This is a genomic window from Inhella sp. (assembly GCF_041912635.1).
Lineage (GTDB): Bacteria > Pseudomonadota > Gammaproteobacteria > Burkholderiales > Burkholderiaceae_C > Inhella.
The window spans coordinates 71,163-87,135 of the sequence record NZ_JAYRMO010000007.1; the positions used below are offsets into that span (position 1 = coordinate 71,163).

Annotated in this window: 16 protein-coding genes; 6 read left to right on the top strand and 10 right to left on the bottom strand. The window is 68.0% G+C overall.

Going from position 1 to position 15,973, the window contains the following annotated elements; translation table 11 throughout:
* Positions 1-21: 21 nt before the first annotated feature.
* On the bottom strand, positions 22-1,584 hold the full coding sequence (gene ubiB / locus ACE3QP_RS05820; protein WP_374434335.1) for a ubiquinone biosynthesis regulatory protein kinase UbiB: 1,563 nt from the start codon (positions 1,582-1,584) through the stop codon (positions 22-24).
* The gene (locus tag ACE3QP_RS05825; protein ID WP_198111720.1) at positions 1,584-2,066 is read right to left on the bottom strand and encodes a hypothetical protein; all 483 of its coding nucleotides are present in this window, start codon (positions 2,064-2,066) and stop codon (positions 1,584-1,586) included. The genes ubiB and ACE3QP_RS05825 overlap by 1 nt, the downstream gene beginning before the upstream one ends.
* A 114-nt stretch (positions 2,067-2,180) precedes the next feature.
* Between ACE3QP_RS05825 and ACE3QP_RS05830 the strand changes: the two genes are divergently transcribed.
* From ACE3QP_RS05830 to rfbC, 5 genes are read left to right on the top strand one after another with little or no spacing between them, the layout of a single operon-like run.
* Entirely contained in the window at positions 2,181-3,611 is a 1,431-nt protein-coding gene (locus ACE3QP_RS05830; RefSeq protein ID WP_374434338.1) for a mannose-1-phosphate guanylyltransferase/mannose-6-phosphate isomerase, read from the top strand.
* Positions 3,612-3,615: 4 nt separating this feature from the next.
* Complete coding sequence (rfbB, locus tag ACE3QP_RS05835) at positions 3,616-4,671, top strand: dTDP-glucose 4,6-dehydratase (protein WP_374434339.1); 1,056 nt, start codon at positions 3,616-3,618, stop codon at positions 4,669-4,671.
* Positions 4,668-5,543 carry a dTDP-4-dehydrorhamnose reductase gene (gene rfbD, locus ACE3QP_RS05840; RefSeq protein WP_374434342.1) on the top strand — a complete coding sequence of 292 codons (876 nt, stop codon included), beginning with the start codon at positions 4,668-4,670 and terminating at the stop codon, positions 5,541-5,543. The genes rfbB and rfbD overlap by 4 nt, the downstream gene beginning before the upstream one ends.
* On the top strand, positions 5,540-6,424 hold the full coding sequence (gene rfbA / locus ACE3QP_RS05845; protein WP_374434343.1) for a glucose-1-phosphate thymidylyltransferase RfbA: 885 nt from the start codon (positions 5,540-5,542) through the stop codon (positions 6,422-6,424). The genes rfbD and rfbA overlap by 4 nt, the downstream gene beginning before the upstream one ends.
* Positions 6,411-6,959, top strand: coding sequence for a dTDP-4-dehydrorhamnose 3,5-epimerase (gene rfbC / locus ACE3QP_RS05850; RefSeq protein ID WP_374434345.1), 549 nt, complete (start codon positions 6,411-6,413; stop codon positions 6,957-6,959). Before rfbA ends, rfbC begins: the two co-directional genes overlap by 14 nt.
* On the opposite strand, the gene ACE3QP_RS05855 is transcribed toward rfbC, so the two are convergent.
* Positions 6,960-7,967 carry an NAD-dependent epimerase gene (locus ACE3QP_RS05855; RefSeq protein ID WP_374434346.1) on the bottom strand — a complete coding sequence of 336 codons (1,008 nt, stop codon included), beginning with the start codon at positions 7,965-7,967 and terminating at the stop codon, positions 6,960-6,962.
* 89 nt (positions 7,968-8,056) lie between these two features.
* Here ACE3QP_RS05855 and wecB point away from each other — a divergent pair, with 89 nt between their 5' ends.
* Entirely contained in the window at positions 8,057-9,163 is a 1,107-nt protein-coding gene (gene wecB / locus ACE3QP_RS05860) for a non-hydrolyzing UDP-N-acetylglucosamine 2-epimerase (protein ID WP_374434349.1), read from the top strand.
* Positions 9,164-9,175: 12 nt separating this feature from the next.
* Here wecB and ACE3QP_RS05865 read toward each other — a convergent pair whose 3' ends face one another.
* The 7 genes from ACE3QP_RS05865 to ACE3QP_RS05895 form a co-directional block, all read right to left on the bottom strand.
* Complete coding sequence (locus ACE3QP_RS05865) at positions 9,176-10,084, bottom strand: EpsD family peptidyl-prolyl cis-trans isomerase (RefSeq protein ID WP_374434351.1); 909 nt, start codon at positions 10,082-10,084, stop codon at positions 9,176-9,178.
* The gene (gene ubiE / locus ACE3QP_RS05870) at positions 10,078-10,815 is read right to left on the bottom strand and encodes a bifunctional demethylmenaquinone methyltransferase/2-methoxy-6-polyprenyl-1,4-benzoquinol methylase UbiE (RefSeq protein WP_374434353.1); all 738 of its coding nucleotides are present in this window, start codon (positions 10,813-10,815) and stop codon (positions 10,078-10,080) included. The genes ACE3QP_RS05865 and ubiE overlap by 7 nt, the downstream gene beginning before the upstream one ends.
* Positions 10,812-11,189: a gamma-butyrobetaine hydroxylase-like domain-containing protein gene (locus tag ACE3QP_RS05875; RefSeq protein WP_198111729.1), complete on the bottom strand. Its 378-nt coding sequence runs from the start codon at positions 11,187-11,189 to the stop codon at positions 10,812-10,814. The genes ubiE and ACE3QP_RS05875 overlap by 4 nt, the downstream gene beginning before the upstream one ends.
* Positions 11,190-11,282: 93 nt before the next feature.
* Positions 11,283-13,067, bottom strand: a complete 1,785-nt coding sequence (locus ACE3QP_RS05880) for a S8 family peptidase (RefSeq protein WP_374434355.1) — start codon at positions 13,065-13,067, stop codon at positions 11,283-11,285.
* Between the two features lie 376 nt (positions 13,068-13,443).
* Complete coding sequence (locus ACE3QP_RS05885) at positions 13,444-14,436, bottom strand: 2-hydroxyacid dehydrogenase (RefSeq protein ID WP_374434357.1); 993 nt, start codon at positions 14,434-14,436, stop codon at positions 13,444-13,446.
* Positions 14,436-15,179 carry a peptidase gene (locus tag ACE3QP_RS05890; protein ID WP_374434359.1) on the bottom strand — a complete coding sequence of 248 codons (744 nt, stop codon included), beginning with the start codon at positions 15,177-15,179 and terminating at the stop codon, positions 14,436-14,438. Before ACE3QP_RS05890 ends, ACE3QP_RS05885 begins: the two co-directional genes overlap by 1 nt.
* Positions 15,176-15,973: a transglutaminase domain-containing protein gene (locus ACE3QP_RS05895; protein ID WP_374434361.1), complete on the bottom strand. Its 798-nt coding sequence runs from the start codon at positions 15,971-15,973 to the stop codon at positions 15,176-15,178. Before ACE3QP_RS05895 ends, ACE3QP_RS05890 begins: the two co-directional genes overlap by 4 nt.

A 15,973-nucleotide genomic window follows, 5' to 3' on the forward strand; every position in this document is an offset into this window, starting at 1 on the left:
GAGTCTAGGAGGCTGCCGGGCTTACAGGGGCAGCTGGAACCAGCGCAGCAGCAACACCGCCGCCACCGCACCACCGGTGAAGCCCAGCAGCGCCCACAGCAGGGACTGCAGCATGCGGTTGGTGCGGCGCAGCTCATTCACCAACTGCTGCGTGGCCTCGGTCGAGCGGCCAGCGGCCTGCTGCTTCAGGGCGTCGTGCAGCAGGCGCGGCAGCTCGGGCAGGAACTGCGCCAGGCGCGGCGCCTCTTTCTTCAGCACCCGCGTCAGCGCCCGCGCGCCGACTTGCTCGTCCATCCAGCGCTCCAGGAAAGGCTTGGCGGTGGCCCAGAGGTCCAAATCGGGATCGAGCTGACGGCCCAGGCCTTCGACGTTCAGCAGGGTCTTCTGCAGCAGCACCAGCTGGGGCTGGATCTCGACATTGAAGCGACGCGATGTCTGGAACAGGCGCAGCAGCACCTGGCCGAGCGAGATGTCCTTGAGCGGGCGGTCGAACTGCGGCTCGCAGACGGTGCGGATGGCGGCCTCCAGCGCATCGATGCGGGTCTCAGGCGGTACCCAGCCCGACTCCACATGCAGCTCGGCCACGCGCTTGTAGTCGCGCCGGAAGAAGGCGACGAAGTTCTGCGCCAGGTAATCCTTGTCGAACTCCGACAGCGTGCCGACGATGCCGAAATCGAGCGCCACATAGCGCTGGAAGGTCTCGGGCGCCACGCTGACCAGGATGTTGCCAGGGTGCATGTCGGCGTGGAAGAAGCCGTCACGGAACACCTGGGTGAAAAAGATGGTGACGCCGTCGCGCGCCAGCTTCTTGATGTCCACCCCGGCCTCGCGCAGGCCGTCCACCTGGCTGATGGGCAGGCCGTGCATGCGCTGCATGACGATGACCTCAGCGGTGCACAGGTCCCAGATCATTTCGGGCACCATCACCAGATTCAGCCCGTCCATGTTGCGGCGCAGTTGCGCGGCATTGGCGGCCTCGCGCACCAGGTCGAGCTCGTCATGCAGGTACATGTCGAACTCGGCCACGACCTCGCGCGGCTTCAGGCGCCGGCCATCGGCACTGAGGCGCTCGACCCAGGCCGCCAGCGTGCGCAGCAGGCCGAGGTCGTCTTCGATGATGTCCAGCATGCCCGGGCGCAGCACCTTGACGGCGACCTCGCGGCCATCGTGCAGCTGGGCGAAGTGCACCTGGGCGATCGAGGCGCTGGCCACCGGTTCGGCGTCGAAGCGCGCAAACAGGGCCTCGATGGGCTTGGCGAACGCGCGCTCCACCAGGCGGCGGCTCAAGCTCGCCGGGAAGGGCGGCACGCGGTCCTGCAGTTTGGCCAGTTCCTCGGCGATGTCGGGGGGCACCAGGTCGCGCCGGGTGGAGAGCACCTGGCCGAACTTGACGAAGATCGGCCCCAGGCGCTCCAGAGCCAGGCGCAGGCGCACGCCGCGCGGCTGCTCCCAGCTGCGCCCCACGCTCGTGAGCCGGCGCAGCCAGCGCACCCGCTGGTCGGAAAAGCCCGACAGGGCCAGGTCGTCCAGACCGTAGCGGACGACGGTCCAGAAGATCAGCGCCAGGCGCAGGAAGCGCCGCATCAGCGCTTCAGCAACTGGCTGAGCGCGGCCTTCAGACCCGCTGCCGCCTGGGCCAGCATCTGCGCCGGCGCAGGGCCTACGAAGCGGGCAATGTCGTCGGCCGGATCCCAGCGCAGGTTGTCGAACAGCCAGTTCACGGCGCCGGCCAGGGCGGCGTCGCCGCGCACGCTGACGCCCTCGCGCTGGCCCTTCAGCGCAGCCAGCGCCGATTGCAGGGGGTTGCTGGCGTCCAGCTCGATGGCCAGGGCGGCCTCACCCGCTTCCTCGGGCGCAAGGCGCTCAAACAGGCCGGCCGGGGTGATGGCCAGATGCAGATCGGGCAGCTGCGGCGCCCAGGCGGGTGCACCGCGCACCGCCACACTCAGGCGGCGCCCCACGAAATCTTTCAGCTTGGCCATGGCCGCGGGTTCGCGGCTCATCACATGGTTCAGCCACAGCACCAGCTGTTCCTGAAGGGCGGGGGCGAAGGGTTCGATCAGCATCCGGGCATTCTAGGAAGCCCCCTGCCCCAGGGGCGGCCGGCAGGCGCGCAATGACCCCTCCACTACGATCGCGGCCCTGTGCCGCCCTGCGGCAGCTTTCATCAGCATTCCGCCATGAGCACCCCCCTCGACATCCAGCCGGTCATCATGGCCGGCGGCAGCGGCACGCGGCTGTGGCCGCTGTCGCGCGCCGGTTACCCCAAGCAGTTCCTGGTGCTGTCCGGCAACAGCAGCCTGTTCCAGCAGGCCGCCGAGCGCTTGGCCGCGCTGGCCGAGCCCGGCCTGGCCGTGGCCGCCCCGCTGGTGGTGGGCAATGAAGAACACCGCTTTCTGGTGTTGGAGCAGCTGCGCGAGGTGCGTCTGGCGCCCGGCGCCGTGCTGCTGGAACCCTGCGGCCGCAACACCGCCCCGGCCGTGACCTTGGCGGCACTGCAGGCTTCCCTGGAAGGGCGCGATCCGATCCTGGTGGTGACGCCGGCCGACCAGACCGTGACCGACGCCGCCGCCTTTGCCGCCGCCATGCGCCAGGCCGCGCGCCGCGCCGCCGACGGCAGCCTGGTGGTGCTGGGCGTGACGCCCGACCGACCTGAGACCGGCTACGGCTACATCCGCAGCGCCGGTGAAGTGGTGCAGGCCTTTGTGGAAAAGCCCGACCTGCCGACTGCCCAGCGTTATCTGAGCGAAGGCGGCTACAGCTGGAACGCCGGCATGTTCGTGATGCGCGCCAGCAGCTGGCTGCGGGCGCTGGCCGAGTTCCGCCCCGACATCCTGGCCGCCACCGAGGCGGCGTTTGCCCAGCGCCAGCAGGACAGCGTGTTCGTGCGCCCGGACAAGGCCCTGTTCGCCGCCGTGCCCAGCGAATCGGTGGACTACGCGGTGATGGAGCGCTGCCCCGGCAGCGCGCACCCGCTGGCCATGGTGCCCTTGAGCGCCGGCTGGAACGACCTGGGCGCCTGGGAAGCCGTCTGGCAGGTGGGCGAAAAGGACGCCAGCGGCAACGTGACGCGCGGCGACGCCCTGCTCTCCAACTGCCGCAACACCCTGGTGCACGCCGGCTCGCGCCTGGTGGCCGCGGTGGGCGTGGAGAACGTGATGGTGGTGGAAACGCCGGACGCCGTGCTGGTGATCGACCGCGCGCGCAGCCAGGAGGTCAAGGCCATCGTCGAGCGCCTGCAGAAGGAAGGCCGCGGCGAACAACTGCTGCACCGCAAGGTGCACCGCCCCTGGGGCTGGTACGACGGCATCGACCACGGCGAGCGCTTCCAGGTCAAGCGGATCCAGGTCAAGCCGGGCGCATCACTCAGCCTGCAGATGCACCACCACCGCGCCGAGCATTGGATCGTCGTCAGCGGCACGGCCGAGGTGACGGTGGGCGACAAGACCACGCTGCTGAGCGAGAACCAGAGCACCTACATCCCGCTGGGTGAGGTGCACCGCCTGGCCAACCCGGGCAAGGTGCCGCTGGAGATCATCGAGGTGCAGAGCGGCAGCTATTTAGGCGAAGACGACATCGTCCGCTACTCAGACACCTACGGAAGGGCCTGAGGCTATGACGATTCTTGTGACCGGCGGCGCCGGCTTCATCGGCAGCAACTTCGTGCTCGACTGGCTGGCGCAGAGCCAGGAAAAGGTCGTCACGCTCGACGCCCTCACCTATGCCGGCAACCGCGAAAACCTCGCCATCCTGAAGGGCGACGAGCGCCACCACTTCGTGCATGGCGACATCGGCGATCGCGCCCTGCTCGACCAGCTGCTCGCCACCCACCAGCCGCGCGCCATCCTGCATTTCGCCGCCGAGAGCCATGTGGACCGCTCCATCCATGGCCCAGGCGCCTTCATCAAGACGAACGTCGAAGGCACCTTTACGCTGCTCGATGCGGCACGCGCCTATTGGTCGGGCCTGAACGAGGACATCAAGGGCGATTTCCGCTTCCTGCATGTCAGCACCGACGAGGTCTACGGCAGCCTGGCCCCCGACGCCCCGGCCTTCACCGAAACCCACCCCTACGAACCCAACAGCCCCTACAGCGCCAGCAAGGCCGCCAGCGACCACCTGGTGCGGGCCTGGCACCACACCTATGGGCTGCCGGTGCTCACCACCAACTGCAGCAACAACTACGGGCCCTTCCATTTCCCCGAGAAGCTGATCCCGCTGATGATCGTCAACGCGCTGGCCGGCAAGCCGCTGCCGGTGTACGGCGATGGCCAGCAGATCCGTGACTGGCTGTATGTGAAGGACCACTGCAGCGCCATCCGCACCGTGCTGGCCCAGGGCCGCCTGGGCGAGACCTACAACGTCGGCGGCTGGAACGAGAAGGCCAACATCGACATCGTCAAGACCGTCTGCGCGCTGCTGGACGAGCTGCGCCCGAGCAGCGAAGGGCCGTACGCGCGCCTGATCACCTACGTCAAGGACCGCCCCGGCCACGACCGCCGCTACGCCATCGACGCCCGCAAGATCGAGCGCGAACTGGGTTGGCGCCCAGCCGAGACCTTCGAGACCGGCATCCGCAAGACGGTGCAGTGGTACCTCGACCACCCGGACTGGGTGGCGCGGGTGCAGAGCGGCGCCTACCGCGATTGGATGGAAAAGCAATACGCATGAGGATCGTTCTGCTGGGTGCCAAGGGCCAGGTCGGCTGGGAGTTGCAGCGCGCGCTGGCGCCGCTGGGCGAACTGCTGGCCTGGGACCGCGAGCGCGCCGATCTGTCGAACCCTGAAGCCCTGGTGGCGCAGCTGCGCGCCGTGGCCCCGCAGGCCCTCGTCAATGCCGCCGCCTACACCGCCGTGGACAAGGCCGAGAGCGAGCCCGAGCTGGCGCAGCGCGTCAACGCCGAGGCGCCCACGCGCCTGGCGGTGCTGGCGGCCGAGCTGGGCATTCCGCTGCTGCACTACAGCACCGACTACGTCTTTGACGGCAGCGGCAACCAGGCGCGTGACGAAAGCGCCGCCACCGGCCCGCTGTCGGTCTACGGCGCCACCAAGTTGGCAGGCGAGGAAGGCATCCGCGCCAGCGGCTGCGCGCACCTGATCCTGCGCACCTCCTGGGTCTATGCGGCTCGTGGCGGCAATTTCGCCAAGACCATGCTGCGCCTGGCCGCGGAGCGCGAGCAGCTGCGCGTGGTGAACGACCAGATCGGTGCGCCCACCGGCGCCGAGCTGCTGGCCGATGGCGCGGCCCATGCGCTGCGCAGCCTGCTGGCGCAGCCCGACCTCTCCGGCACCTACCACCTGTGCGCCAGCGGCGAAACGAACTGGGCGGACTACGCCCGCTTCGTCATCGATCAGGCCCGGGCCAAGGGCCAGGTCCTGCGCTGCCAGGAAGTGCAAGGCATCCCCAGCGCCGACTACCCCACCCCCGCGCGCCGGCCGCTCAATTCGCGCCTGGATTGCCGCCGCTTTGAAACCACGTTCGGCCTGCGCTTGCCCCATTGGGAGCAAGGCGTGCGCCGCATGCTTGATGAGGTGATCGGATGACGAGCAATCGCAAGGGCATCATCCTGGCCGGCGGTGCCGGCACCCGCCTGCACCCGGCCACGCTGGCCGTCAGCAAGCAGCTGCTGCCGGTGTACGACAAGCCGATGGTCTATTACCCGCTCAGCACCCTGATGCTGGCGGGCATCCGCGAGGTGCTGCTGATCTCCACCCCGCAGGACACGCCGCGCTTTGCGCAGCTGCTGGGTGACGGCTCGCAGTGGGGCATGAACATCCAGTACGCCGTGCAGCCCAGCCCCGATGGCTTGGCGCAGGCCTTTCTGATCGGCCGCGAGTTCATCGGCAATGCGCCCTCCAGCCTGGTGCTGGGCGACAACATCTTCTACGGCCACCACCTGCCGGTGCTGCTGCAGGAGGCCGATGCACGCCAGCAGGGCGCCTCGGTATTTGCGTATCACGTCACCGACCCCGAGCGTTATGGCGTGGTCGAGTTCGACGCCCATCAGCGTGCCGTCTCGATCGAGGAAAAGCCCAAGGAGCCGAAGAGCCATTACGCGGTCACCGGCCTGTACTTCTACGACCCACAGGTCTGCGACCTGGCCCGTGAACTCAAGCCCAGCCCGCGCGGCGAGCTGGAGATCACCGACCTGAATGCGCGCTACCTGGCGATGCAGCAGCTGCATGTCTCCATCATGGGCCGCGGCTACGCCTGGCTGGACACCGGCACGCACGACAGCCTGCTTGAAGCCGGCCAGTTCATCGCCACGCTGGAAAAACGCCAAGGCCTCAAGGTGGCCTGCCCCGAAGAGATTGCCTACGCCAAACGCTGGATCGACACCGAACAACTGCTGCGCCTGGCCGCGCCGCTGGCCAAGACCCAGTACGGCCAGTACCTGCAAAAGCTGACCCATGAACGTCATTGAAACCGCCCTGCCCGGCGTGCTGATCCTGGAACCCCGGGTGTTTGGCGATGCGCGCGGCTTCTTCACCGAGAGCTGGAACGAGGCACGCTTTAACGCAGCCGTCGGCAGCGAGGTCCGCTTCGTGCAGGACAACCACAGCCGCTCAAGCCGTGGCGTGCTGCGCGGCCTGCACTTCCAGCGCGCCCCGCATGCCCAGGGCAAGCTGGTGCGCTGTGTGGCGGGTAGCGTCTTCGATGTGGCCGTCGATCTGCGCCAAGGCAGCGCCACCTTCGGCCGCTGGGTCGGCGTGGAATTGAACGCCGACAACCACCGCCAGCTCTGGATCCCGGCCGGCTTCGGCCATGGCTTCCTGACCCTCAGCGACTCGGCCGATTTCCTCTACAAGACCACCGACTACTACGCCCCGCAGGCCGAGGGCTGCGTGCGCTGGGACGATGCGGATATCGGCATCCAGTGGCCGGACGTGGGCGTGGCGCCGATGCTGGCCGACAAGGACTTGAAGGGCCAGGCCCTGAAGGACCTGGCCCCGCTTTGATCAAGCTTTGAAGTACTGCCTGTACCAAGCAACAAAGTTCTTGATGCCCTGCGGCACCGGCATCGCCGGCTTGAAGCCGGTGTAGGCCTCCAGCTCCGACACATCGGCATGCGTGGCCGGCACGTCGCCCGGCTGAAGATCCATGAAGTTCTTCTTGGCCTCCACGCCGATGGCGGCCTCGATGGCTTCGATGAACTGCATCAGCGTCACCGGGTCGTGGTTGCCGATGTTGAACACGCGATAGGGCGCGTTCGAGCGCGCCGGGTCGGCCTTGATCGGGTTGTAACCGACCTCTGGCTCGGCCGGGCGGTCCAGCACCCGCACAACGCCTTCGGCGATGTCGTCGATGTACGTGAAGTCGCGCACCATCTGGCCGTGGTTGAAGACGTCGATGGCGCGACCTTCCAGGATGGCCTTGGTGAACAGGAACAGCGCCATGTCCGGCCGGCCCCAGGGGCCGTACACCGTGAAGAAGCGCAGGCCGGTGGTGGGCAGGCGGTAGAGGTGGCTGTAGGTGTGCGCCATCAGCTCGTTGGCCTTCTTGGTGGCGGCATACAGGCTGACCGGGTGGTCCACGCTGTGGTGCTCGCTGAAGGGCATCAGGGTGTTGCCGCCGTAGACGCTGGAGCTGGAGGCGTAGACCAGGTGCTGGATCTGGTGGTGCCGGCAGCCTTCCAGGATGTTCATGAAGCCCTGGATGTTGGCGTCGATATAGGCGTGCGGGTTGGTGAGCGAGTAGCGCACGCCGGCCTGCGCGGCCAGATGCACGACGCGGTCGAACTTCTCCGCCGCGAACAAGGCCTCCATGCCGGCGCGGTCCTCCACGCTCAGCTTCACGAAGCGGAAGCCCGGCTGCGGCGTCAGGCGCGCCAGGCGGTCGTGCTTGAGTTGCGGGTCGTAGTAGTCGTTCAGGTTGTCCAGGCCCACGACCTCGTCGCCTCGAGCCAGCAGGATCTGGCTGACGTGCATGCCAATGAAACCGGCTGCGCCGGTGACGAGGATCTTCATGGGGAACTCCGCGAACAAGGGGGTCTTGAGGGCGCGGCATTCTCGCCCTGCGCCGAGAATCCGCGCAGCCTTCCCTCCCCCTGAATCCAATGGCCAAGCCCCTGATCCACCTGGTCGCCGGTGCGCGTCCCAACTTCATGAAGATCGCCCCGCTGGTGCGGGCCCTGCAGGCCGACGGCCGGCTGGACTTCAAGATCGTGCACACCGGTCAGCATTACGACCGCGAGATGAACGAGATCTTCTTCGAGGAGCTCGGCATCCCCCAGCCCGATGTGCGTCTGGGCTGCGGCGGCGGCAGCCACGCCGAACAGACCGGCAAGATCATGCTGGCCTACGAACAGCTCTGCAGCGAACAGCGCCCCGATTGCTGCCTGGTGGTGGGCGACGTGAACTCGACACTGGCCTGCTCCATCGTGGCCAAGAAGGCGCAGATCCCGGTGGCCCATGTGGAAGCGGGCCTGCGCAGCGGGGACATGGCCATGCCGGAGGAAATCAACCGTCTCGTCACTGACGCCATCACCGACTGGTTCTTCGTGACCGAGCCCAGCGGCCTGGAGCACCTACGGCGCGAGGGCAAGTCGATGGACGCGGTATTCGACGTCGGCCATGTGATGGTGGACAACGTGCTCTACCAGGCTGCCAAGCTGGCAACGGCCGACACCTCGGGCTTCGAGACCCAGGCTTTCAAGGCTGCGCACCCGCGCTACGCGGTGGTGACCCTGCACCGCCCCAGCAATGTGGACGGCGATGACAATCTGCGCCGCGTGGCCGGCGTGCTGCGCCGCATCGGTGAGCAGGTGCCGGTCTGCTTCCCGGTGCACCCGCGCACGCGCAAGAACCTGGAAGCCGCTGGCATCGACCTGGGCCCCAACGTCACCCTGCTGGGCCCGCAGCCCTACATGGCCTTCCTGCATCTTTGGAAGGACGCCGCGCTGGTGCTGAGCGACAGCGGCGGCCTGCAGGAAGAGACCACGGCGCTGGGCGTGCCCTGCGTGACCATGCGCGACAACACCGAGCGCCCGATCACCGTGGATGAGGGCAGCAACATCCTGGCCGGCACCGAGCCCGCCGCCGTCATCGCCGCCTGCGAGGCCGTGCTGGCCGGCGGTGGCAAGCGCGGCCGCCGCCCCACCCTGTGGGACGGCAAGGCGGCCGAGCGCATCGTGCAGATCCTGGCCGGGCGCCTGGGCGCCTGAGCCCGCGCCGCCTCAGTGCGTGTACTGGGGCGTGGTTGAGGGGTTGGGGGCCAGCACGGCGGAGGCCCCAGCCGCCGCAGGCGCCGATGCCGCCGGCGCGGCAGGGGCTGTCGCGAAGCGCCCTTGGTATTCGATCTTGGCCGCCGCGCGCAGGGTCTTGAGTTCCTGTTGCCAGTGCTCGTTGCGGCGCTGGTTGCCGAGGAAGTTTTCGATCATCGGCCGGGCGCGTTCCAGATCCACCGGCTGGGGGCGCGAGCTGAGCAGGATGACAACCTGCAAGCCATTGGGCGTGCGGTTGAGCAGCGATTGCCCGTCCTTCATCTGGGCCAGGGTGCCGAGGCTGGCGAGCGGCAATTCATTGGCCGCGGCCACCGTCTGCTGCGCGGCAAAGCGCAGGTTCTGCGCCTTCAGGTAGGCGGTGAACTCGGTCAGGTTCTTGCTGGCGGCCAGGCGTGCGCGCAGGGTGTCCAGTTGCTCGGGTGGCGCTTCGATGTCAAGGCGCTGCAGGTTGTAAATGCGGCGCTCGGCAAACAGCGCGGGGTTGGCGTCGTAGTAGCGCTGCACCTCTTCCTGCGTGGGCTTGCCCGCCGCGGCACGCACCTGATCGGCATAGGCAGCTGCCAGGATCTGCCGGCGCGCCGCCTCCATCTGCTGCAGCACCTTGGGGTCCTTGTGCAGACGCAGCTCCTCGGCCTTCTGCACCGCGAGCTCCTGGTCGATCAGCTGGTCCAGGGCCTTGCGGCTCAGGGCCTCACCCTGCTCCGGCCGGGCCTGGGGCTGCTGCTTGATGAAGGCATCCACCTGGCGCTCGCTGATCTCCTCGCGGTTCACCCGCGCCGCCACCGGGTGGTCCGGGTCACTCGGTGAACAGGCCGCCAGGGTCAAGGCGGTCGCCAGCACTCCCAGGCCGCGCTTCAGCATTTGATGCCCACATGCAGGGCCACCACGCCAGCACTGAGCTTGTGCACATCCACATGGCCGAAACCGGCGCTCTTCATCATCTGCTTGAGGGTGGCGGCATCGGGATGCATGCGGATCGACTCGGCCAGATAGCGGTAGCTCTCGGCATCACCGGCAATCCACTGGCCCAGGCGCGGCAGCACGGAGAAGCTGTACCAGTCGTAGGCCTTCTGCAGGGGTGCGGCGACCTTGCTGAACTCCAGCACCAGCAGGCGGCCGCCGGGCTTGAGCACGCGGTTCATCTCGGCCAGGGCTTTGTCCTTGTGCGTCATGTTGCGCAGGCCGAAGGCCACGCTGACGAGATCAAAGCGCTCGCTGGCAAAAGGCAGCGCCTCGGCATCGGCCAGCAGGCTGGGCGTCAGCGTGCCGGCATCCAGCAGGCGGTCGCGGCCTTGCCGCAGCATGGCTTCGTTGATGTCGGAATGCAGCACCAGGCCACGCGGACCGACCCGCTTGGCGAAGGCTTGCGTCAGATCGCCGGTGCCGGCCGCAATGTCCAGCACTGTTTCGCCGCCCGCGAGGCCGGCGACGGCCACCGTGTAGGCCTTCCAGGCGCGGTGTGCTCCAGCCGACATCAGGTCGTTCATCAGGTCGTAGCGCGAGGCCACGGAATCGAACACCCCGCGCACCTTGCGCGCCTTCTCGCGCTCGTCGACCTGCTGGAAGCCGAAATGGGTCTTGTCGTCAGTCATGCCGGATCGCGGCTGGCGCCTGCGGCGCGCAACCGGCTTTCGTAGTCGGCCCAGAGGCGATCCTGGTCGCGCCCGAGCTGGTAGAGGTAATCCCAGGAGTACAGGCCGCTGTCGTGGCCATCGCTGAACACCGGGCGCAAGGCGTAATGCCCGACGGGCTCCAGCGCCGTGATCTGCACGCCCCGCTTGCCCACCTGCAGCACTTCCTGCCCGGGGCCATGCCCCTGCACCTCGGCCGAGGGGCTGCACACGCGCAGCAGTTCGAAGGGCAGGCTGAACGCGGCACCGTCGTCAAAGCTCAGCTCCAGGCGCTGACTGGCCTGGTGCAAGGTGATGGCGGTGGGGCGGGGAGATTCGGGACGCAGGCCGGCCATGGTGGGAGAGGCGGAAAGGTTGGAGTGTAAGAAGCCCATGAAAAAGGCCCCGGGGGTCGCCCGGGGCCTGGCTGCCAAGTTCCTAGAAGGGGCTTACCACTTCAGGTTCAAGGTGTAGGTGCCTGCACCGCCGCTGTAGTACTTGACGCGGACATAGCGGGTCGAGGTGGTCGTCCCGGTATTGGCGCTGCTGGCGGTATCGATCTGGCCAGCGCCCTTGTCGCTGTATGCCAGGGTCGTGCCCGAGCTGTTGACGATGTACAGGTCGTAGTCCTTGCTGCCACCGTTGAGTGTGGCGGTCAGGGTCTTGCCGGCCGGCAGGTCGACGCGGAAGTAGTCCGTGTCGGTCGTGCTGGACAGACTGCCATTCACCGTGGTGTTGCTGGTGCCCACCAGATTGGCGGTGCCAGTGGTGTTGTTGGACTCGACTTCATTGGCCGTGCCGCCCGGGGGCTGGGTGGCGCCGCCCGTGATGGCCGCGATGGCCGCCGGGGCGTCGACGATGCCGGTGCCGCACTGGCTGCAAGTGGCCGGGAAGGCACGGGCACTGTTCTTGATGGCAGCCTCGATCTGGTCCGGCGTCGCCGTCGGCTTGGCCTGGTACAGCAGCGCCGCAACGCCCGCCACGTGCGGCGTGGCCATCGAGGTGCCCTGGTAGTAGGCGTAGTTGTCAGCGCCCGGGCCTTGCGTGCCAGCGTTCAGCGTCGAGTAGATGCCGTTGGCCGTGCCCGTGCTCATGTTGCCGCCAGGAGCCGCCACATCGACCACGGTGCCGTAGTTGGAGTAGGAAGCACGGCCACCGGTCGGGCCCACGGCCGCCACGGCGATGACGCCGGCGCAATTCGCGGGGTTGCTATTGCTGGCGTTCTGGTTCTCATTGCCCGCAGCCACCACCACCGTCGTGCCGCGCGAGCGGGCGCTGTTGATGGCGTTCTGGCTGGTCGTGTCGCAAGCGCCGCCGCCGCCCAGGCTCATGTTGATGACCTTGGCCGGCGTGGCATTGGCCGGCACACCGGAGACGGTGCCGCCCGAGGCCCAGATCATGGCGTCGGCGATGTCCGAGGTGTAGCCGCCGCAACGACCGAGCACACGCACGGCCTGGATCTTGGCGCCGTAGGCCACGCCGATCACGCCCAGGCTGTTGTTGCCCTTGGCCGCGATGGTGCCGGCCACGTGGGTGCCGTGCCAGCTGGAGTTCGAGGCCGGCTCACCGGTGCCGCACTGACCAGCGGTGGACCAGTCACCCGGATCAGACGGGTCGGTGTCACGCGCATTGCCATCATTCGACACGAAGGTGTCGGCAATCATGTCGTAGCCGGCCACGGTCTGGCCGCTCAGGTCCGGGTGGGAAGCGCGGATGCCGGTGTCCAGCACGGCCACGACGACGCCGGCGCCGTTGTGCGTGTCCCAGGCGGTGGTGGCACGGATGCCGCCAGCGCCCGTGCCCATGCCCCAGAGCTTGCTGAAGTCGGTGTCGTTGGGCGTCATCAGCGCGTACATGCGGCGGTCCGGCTCGGCGTACTCGATGCTGCTGTCGGCTGCCGCCATGCGCGCGGCCATGGCCTGCAGCTCGCTCACGCTGGCCCACTTGTTCAGCTTGTAGACCTTGGCGCCGAGGCCATTGGTCTTGAGCTCGGCCATGCTCAGGCCGGCTTCCTGGGCCATGCGGGCCAGGCCCGGAGGCACGAACGCACCGTCGGCCGCCATGCGGGCAGCCGGTGCGTCATCGCGGTACTTGATGATCATGCGGTCGGTGAACGCGCCGCGGACGGTGTTCACGGTATCGGCCGCACCACCTGCCTGGGCCAGGCCCACCAGGCCAGCGCTCAGGCAAAGAGACAACAGGGCCCGCTGCGGGGCCTTCTTCGAGATCGACATTCCAACGCTCCAAAAGGGGAAACAAAGGGGCCCCGGTGGGGGCCATGCGAACTGCGGTCCGGAGGTCATCCGGCTACTGCTGGGACGCGAGCGGCGGGCGCCGCTTTCTTTGCCTACACGGGGGCTTCGACTGCAAGACCCTCGGACTGCCTGAGCAGGTGGGGCGCGCGATCGCCCCGTTCGCCGCACGGGGGTGGCCCGCTTGGCATGGGGTGCAAGTCTAGGAACTTCAATCCTTCATACGGCGTAACTGTGCGTACCTGCAACGCAGGGACTTTCCCGGCTCGGGCCAACCCACCCGGGAAGTTCCCCAGCCGCAAACTTCACCCTCGGGCGGCCGCAATGACAAAGCGCCGATCGGAGCGGACACCAGCCCTCAGGAGCGGGTGATGGAGGCCTCGCCCACGGGGTGCAAGACCTGTCCGTGGGCCACGAAGGCGGCAGCGTTGGCGAGCGTCGTGCGCGCGATCGCAGCAAGGGCCTCCTCGGTGAAGAAGGCCTGGTGCGCCGTCACCAGCACGTTCGGAAAGGTCAGCAGGCGCGCGAACACGTCGTCGGTCAGGATCTCGTCCGAGTGGTCCGCAAAGAAGAGCTCGGCCTCCTCTTCGTAGACATCGATGGCCAGCCCACCCAGTTGCCCACTCTTGAGCGCCTGGATCACCGCCAGCGTGTCGATCACCGCGCCGCGGCTGGTGTTGACCAGCACCGCACCGGGCTGCATCCAGCTCAGGCGCTCGGCGTTGATCAGGTGGTGTGTGTGCCCATTCAGCGGGCATTGCAGCAGCACCAAGCGGGAGCGCTGCAGCAATTCATGCAGGCCCACATAGGCCGCGCCGAGCGTGGCGTCCGGCTGGGGATCATGCGCCAGCACCTCGCAGCCCAGGCCTTGGAAGATGCGCACCACACAGCGGCCGATGCGCCCGGTGCCGATCACGCCCACCGTCTTGCCGTGCAGGTCGAAGCCGAGCAGCCCGTCGAGTTCGAAATTGCCTTCGCGCACCCGGGCATGGGCGCGGTGCGTCTTGCGAATCAGGGTCAGCAGCAGGGCCAGGGTGTGCTCGGCCACCGCATGCGGCGAGTATTCGGGCACCCGTGCCACCGCCAGCCCAAGGCGCTGCGCGGCCGCCAGGTCCACATGGTTGTAGCCGGCACAGCGCAGCAGCAACAGGCGCACCCCGAGCCGACGCAGCTGCGTCAGCACGTCCGCATCCAGCTGGTCGTTGACAAAGGCGCACACGGCCTCGCAGCCCTGCGCCGCGCCCACGCTGTGCAGGTCCAGCCGGGCTTCGATGAATTCGATGTCGCGTGCGCCGGCCGCCAGAAAGCTCTGGCGGTCGTAGCGCTTGGCGCTGAACAGCGCGATGCGCATCAGGTTTCGAACCAGGGCTCGTCGGGCAGCGATTCGAAGACCTTGCGCAGGCCCTCGCTCCAGCCCTTGCGCAGCTGCTGGAAGTAGGCCGACTCGGCGGTCACGCGGTGCGCCTTCATCGGCTCCTCGAAGCGGTTGGCGCGCAGCAGCACCATGTCGATGGGCAGGCCGACGCTGAGGTTGGAGCGGATGGTGGAATCAAAGCTGACCAGCGTGCACTTGGCCGCCTCGGGCAGCTCGGTACTGTCGTAGCGGATGACGCGGTCGATGATGGGCTTGCCGTACTTGCTCTCGCCGATCTGGAAGTACGGCGTGTCTTCCGTCGCCTCGATGAAATTGCCCTGCGGGTAGATATGGAAGAGCCGCGGGCCCTCACCCATGATCTGGCCGCCGAGCAGGAAGTTGGCACCGAAGTCGACGCCCTGGCTGGGGCCGTGGCCGGCATCGCTGTCGCGCGCCACCACCTCGCGCAAGGTCTGGCCCACCAGCACGGCGGCGTCGTACAGGCTGGGCACGTTGAGCATGTTCGGCACCTCGTGCAGCAGGCGCTGCTGCAGCAGCGAGACCACCGATTGCGTGGTGGCCAGGTTGCCGGCATTGAGCAGCACGATCTCGCGCTGGTGCGGGATGTGGAACAGCGTCATCTTGCGGAACTGCGCGATGTGGTCGACACCGGCATTGGTGCGGGTGTCGGACGCAAACAGTAGGCCGGCGCGCAGGCGCATGGCGACACAGTAGGTCATTGGTCGGGGGCAGCGGTGACTCGGACGAAAGTCGCCAATTGTTCCAGGCCGCCACCGCTGCGCATGCCACGCACCGGGCAGGCATCCGCGTAATCCGCCCCGAAAGCCAGCCGCACGTGATGGCCGTCGGCGCGGCAGCGGTTCGAAATGTCGAAACCCACCCAGCCGGCCGGCAGCCGCACCTCGGCCCAGGCGTGGCTGGCCACATGCTCGGCGTCGGTGGCCAGGTAGCCGGACACATAGCGGGCCGGCAGGCCCAGAAGACGGCAGCAGGTGATGAAGACCTGCGCATGGTCCTGGCACACGCCATGGCCGGTGGCGAAAGCCTGGCCGGCCGGGGTGGCCGCGTCAGTGCCGCCAGGGATGTAGGGCATGCGCTGCAGCAGGGCTTCGATGAGCTGCATCAGGCCGGCCTCGGGCGCCGCCTGCACGGAGGCGGCGTGCTGCAGGGCGAAGGCCTGCAGGGCCGCGTCAGGGGTGGTCAGCAGCGTGGGGCGCAGGAACACCGGGGCCGGCAAGGCGTCCTCGGGCTCGGGCGGCTGCGGGCCGTCCGGCGTCAGCACCTCCCCCAGGGCGCGCAGATGGATCTCGCGGCGGTCGCCTTCCAGCGTCAGCACATGCAGGGTGTTGCCCCAGGCATCGAGCGCCTGCACGGCCGGGCCCGGCAGTTCCAGGGCCCAGCGCAGCACCTGCAGACCGGGCGTGGGCCGCGGGCTCAGACGAATGTACTGGGTGGAAAGGCGCAGCGGGGCGTCGTAGCGGTAGGTGGTGTCGTGGGCGATGTGCAGCAACAT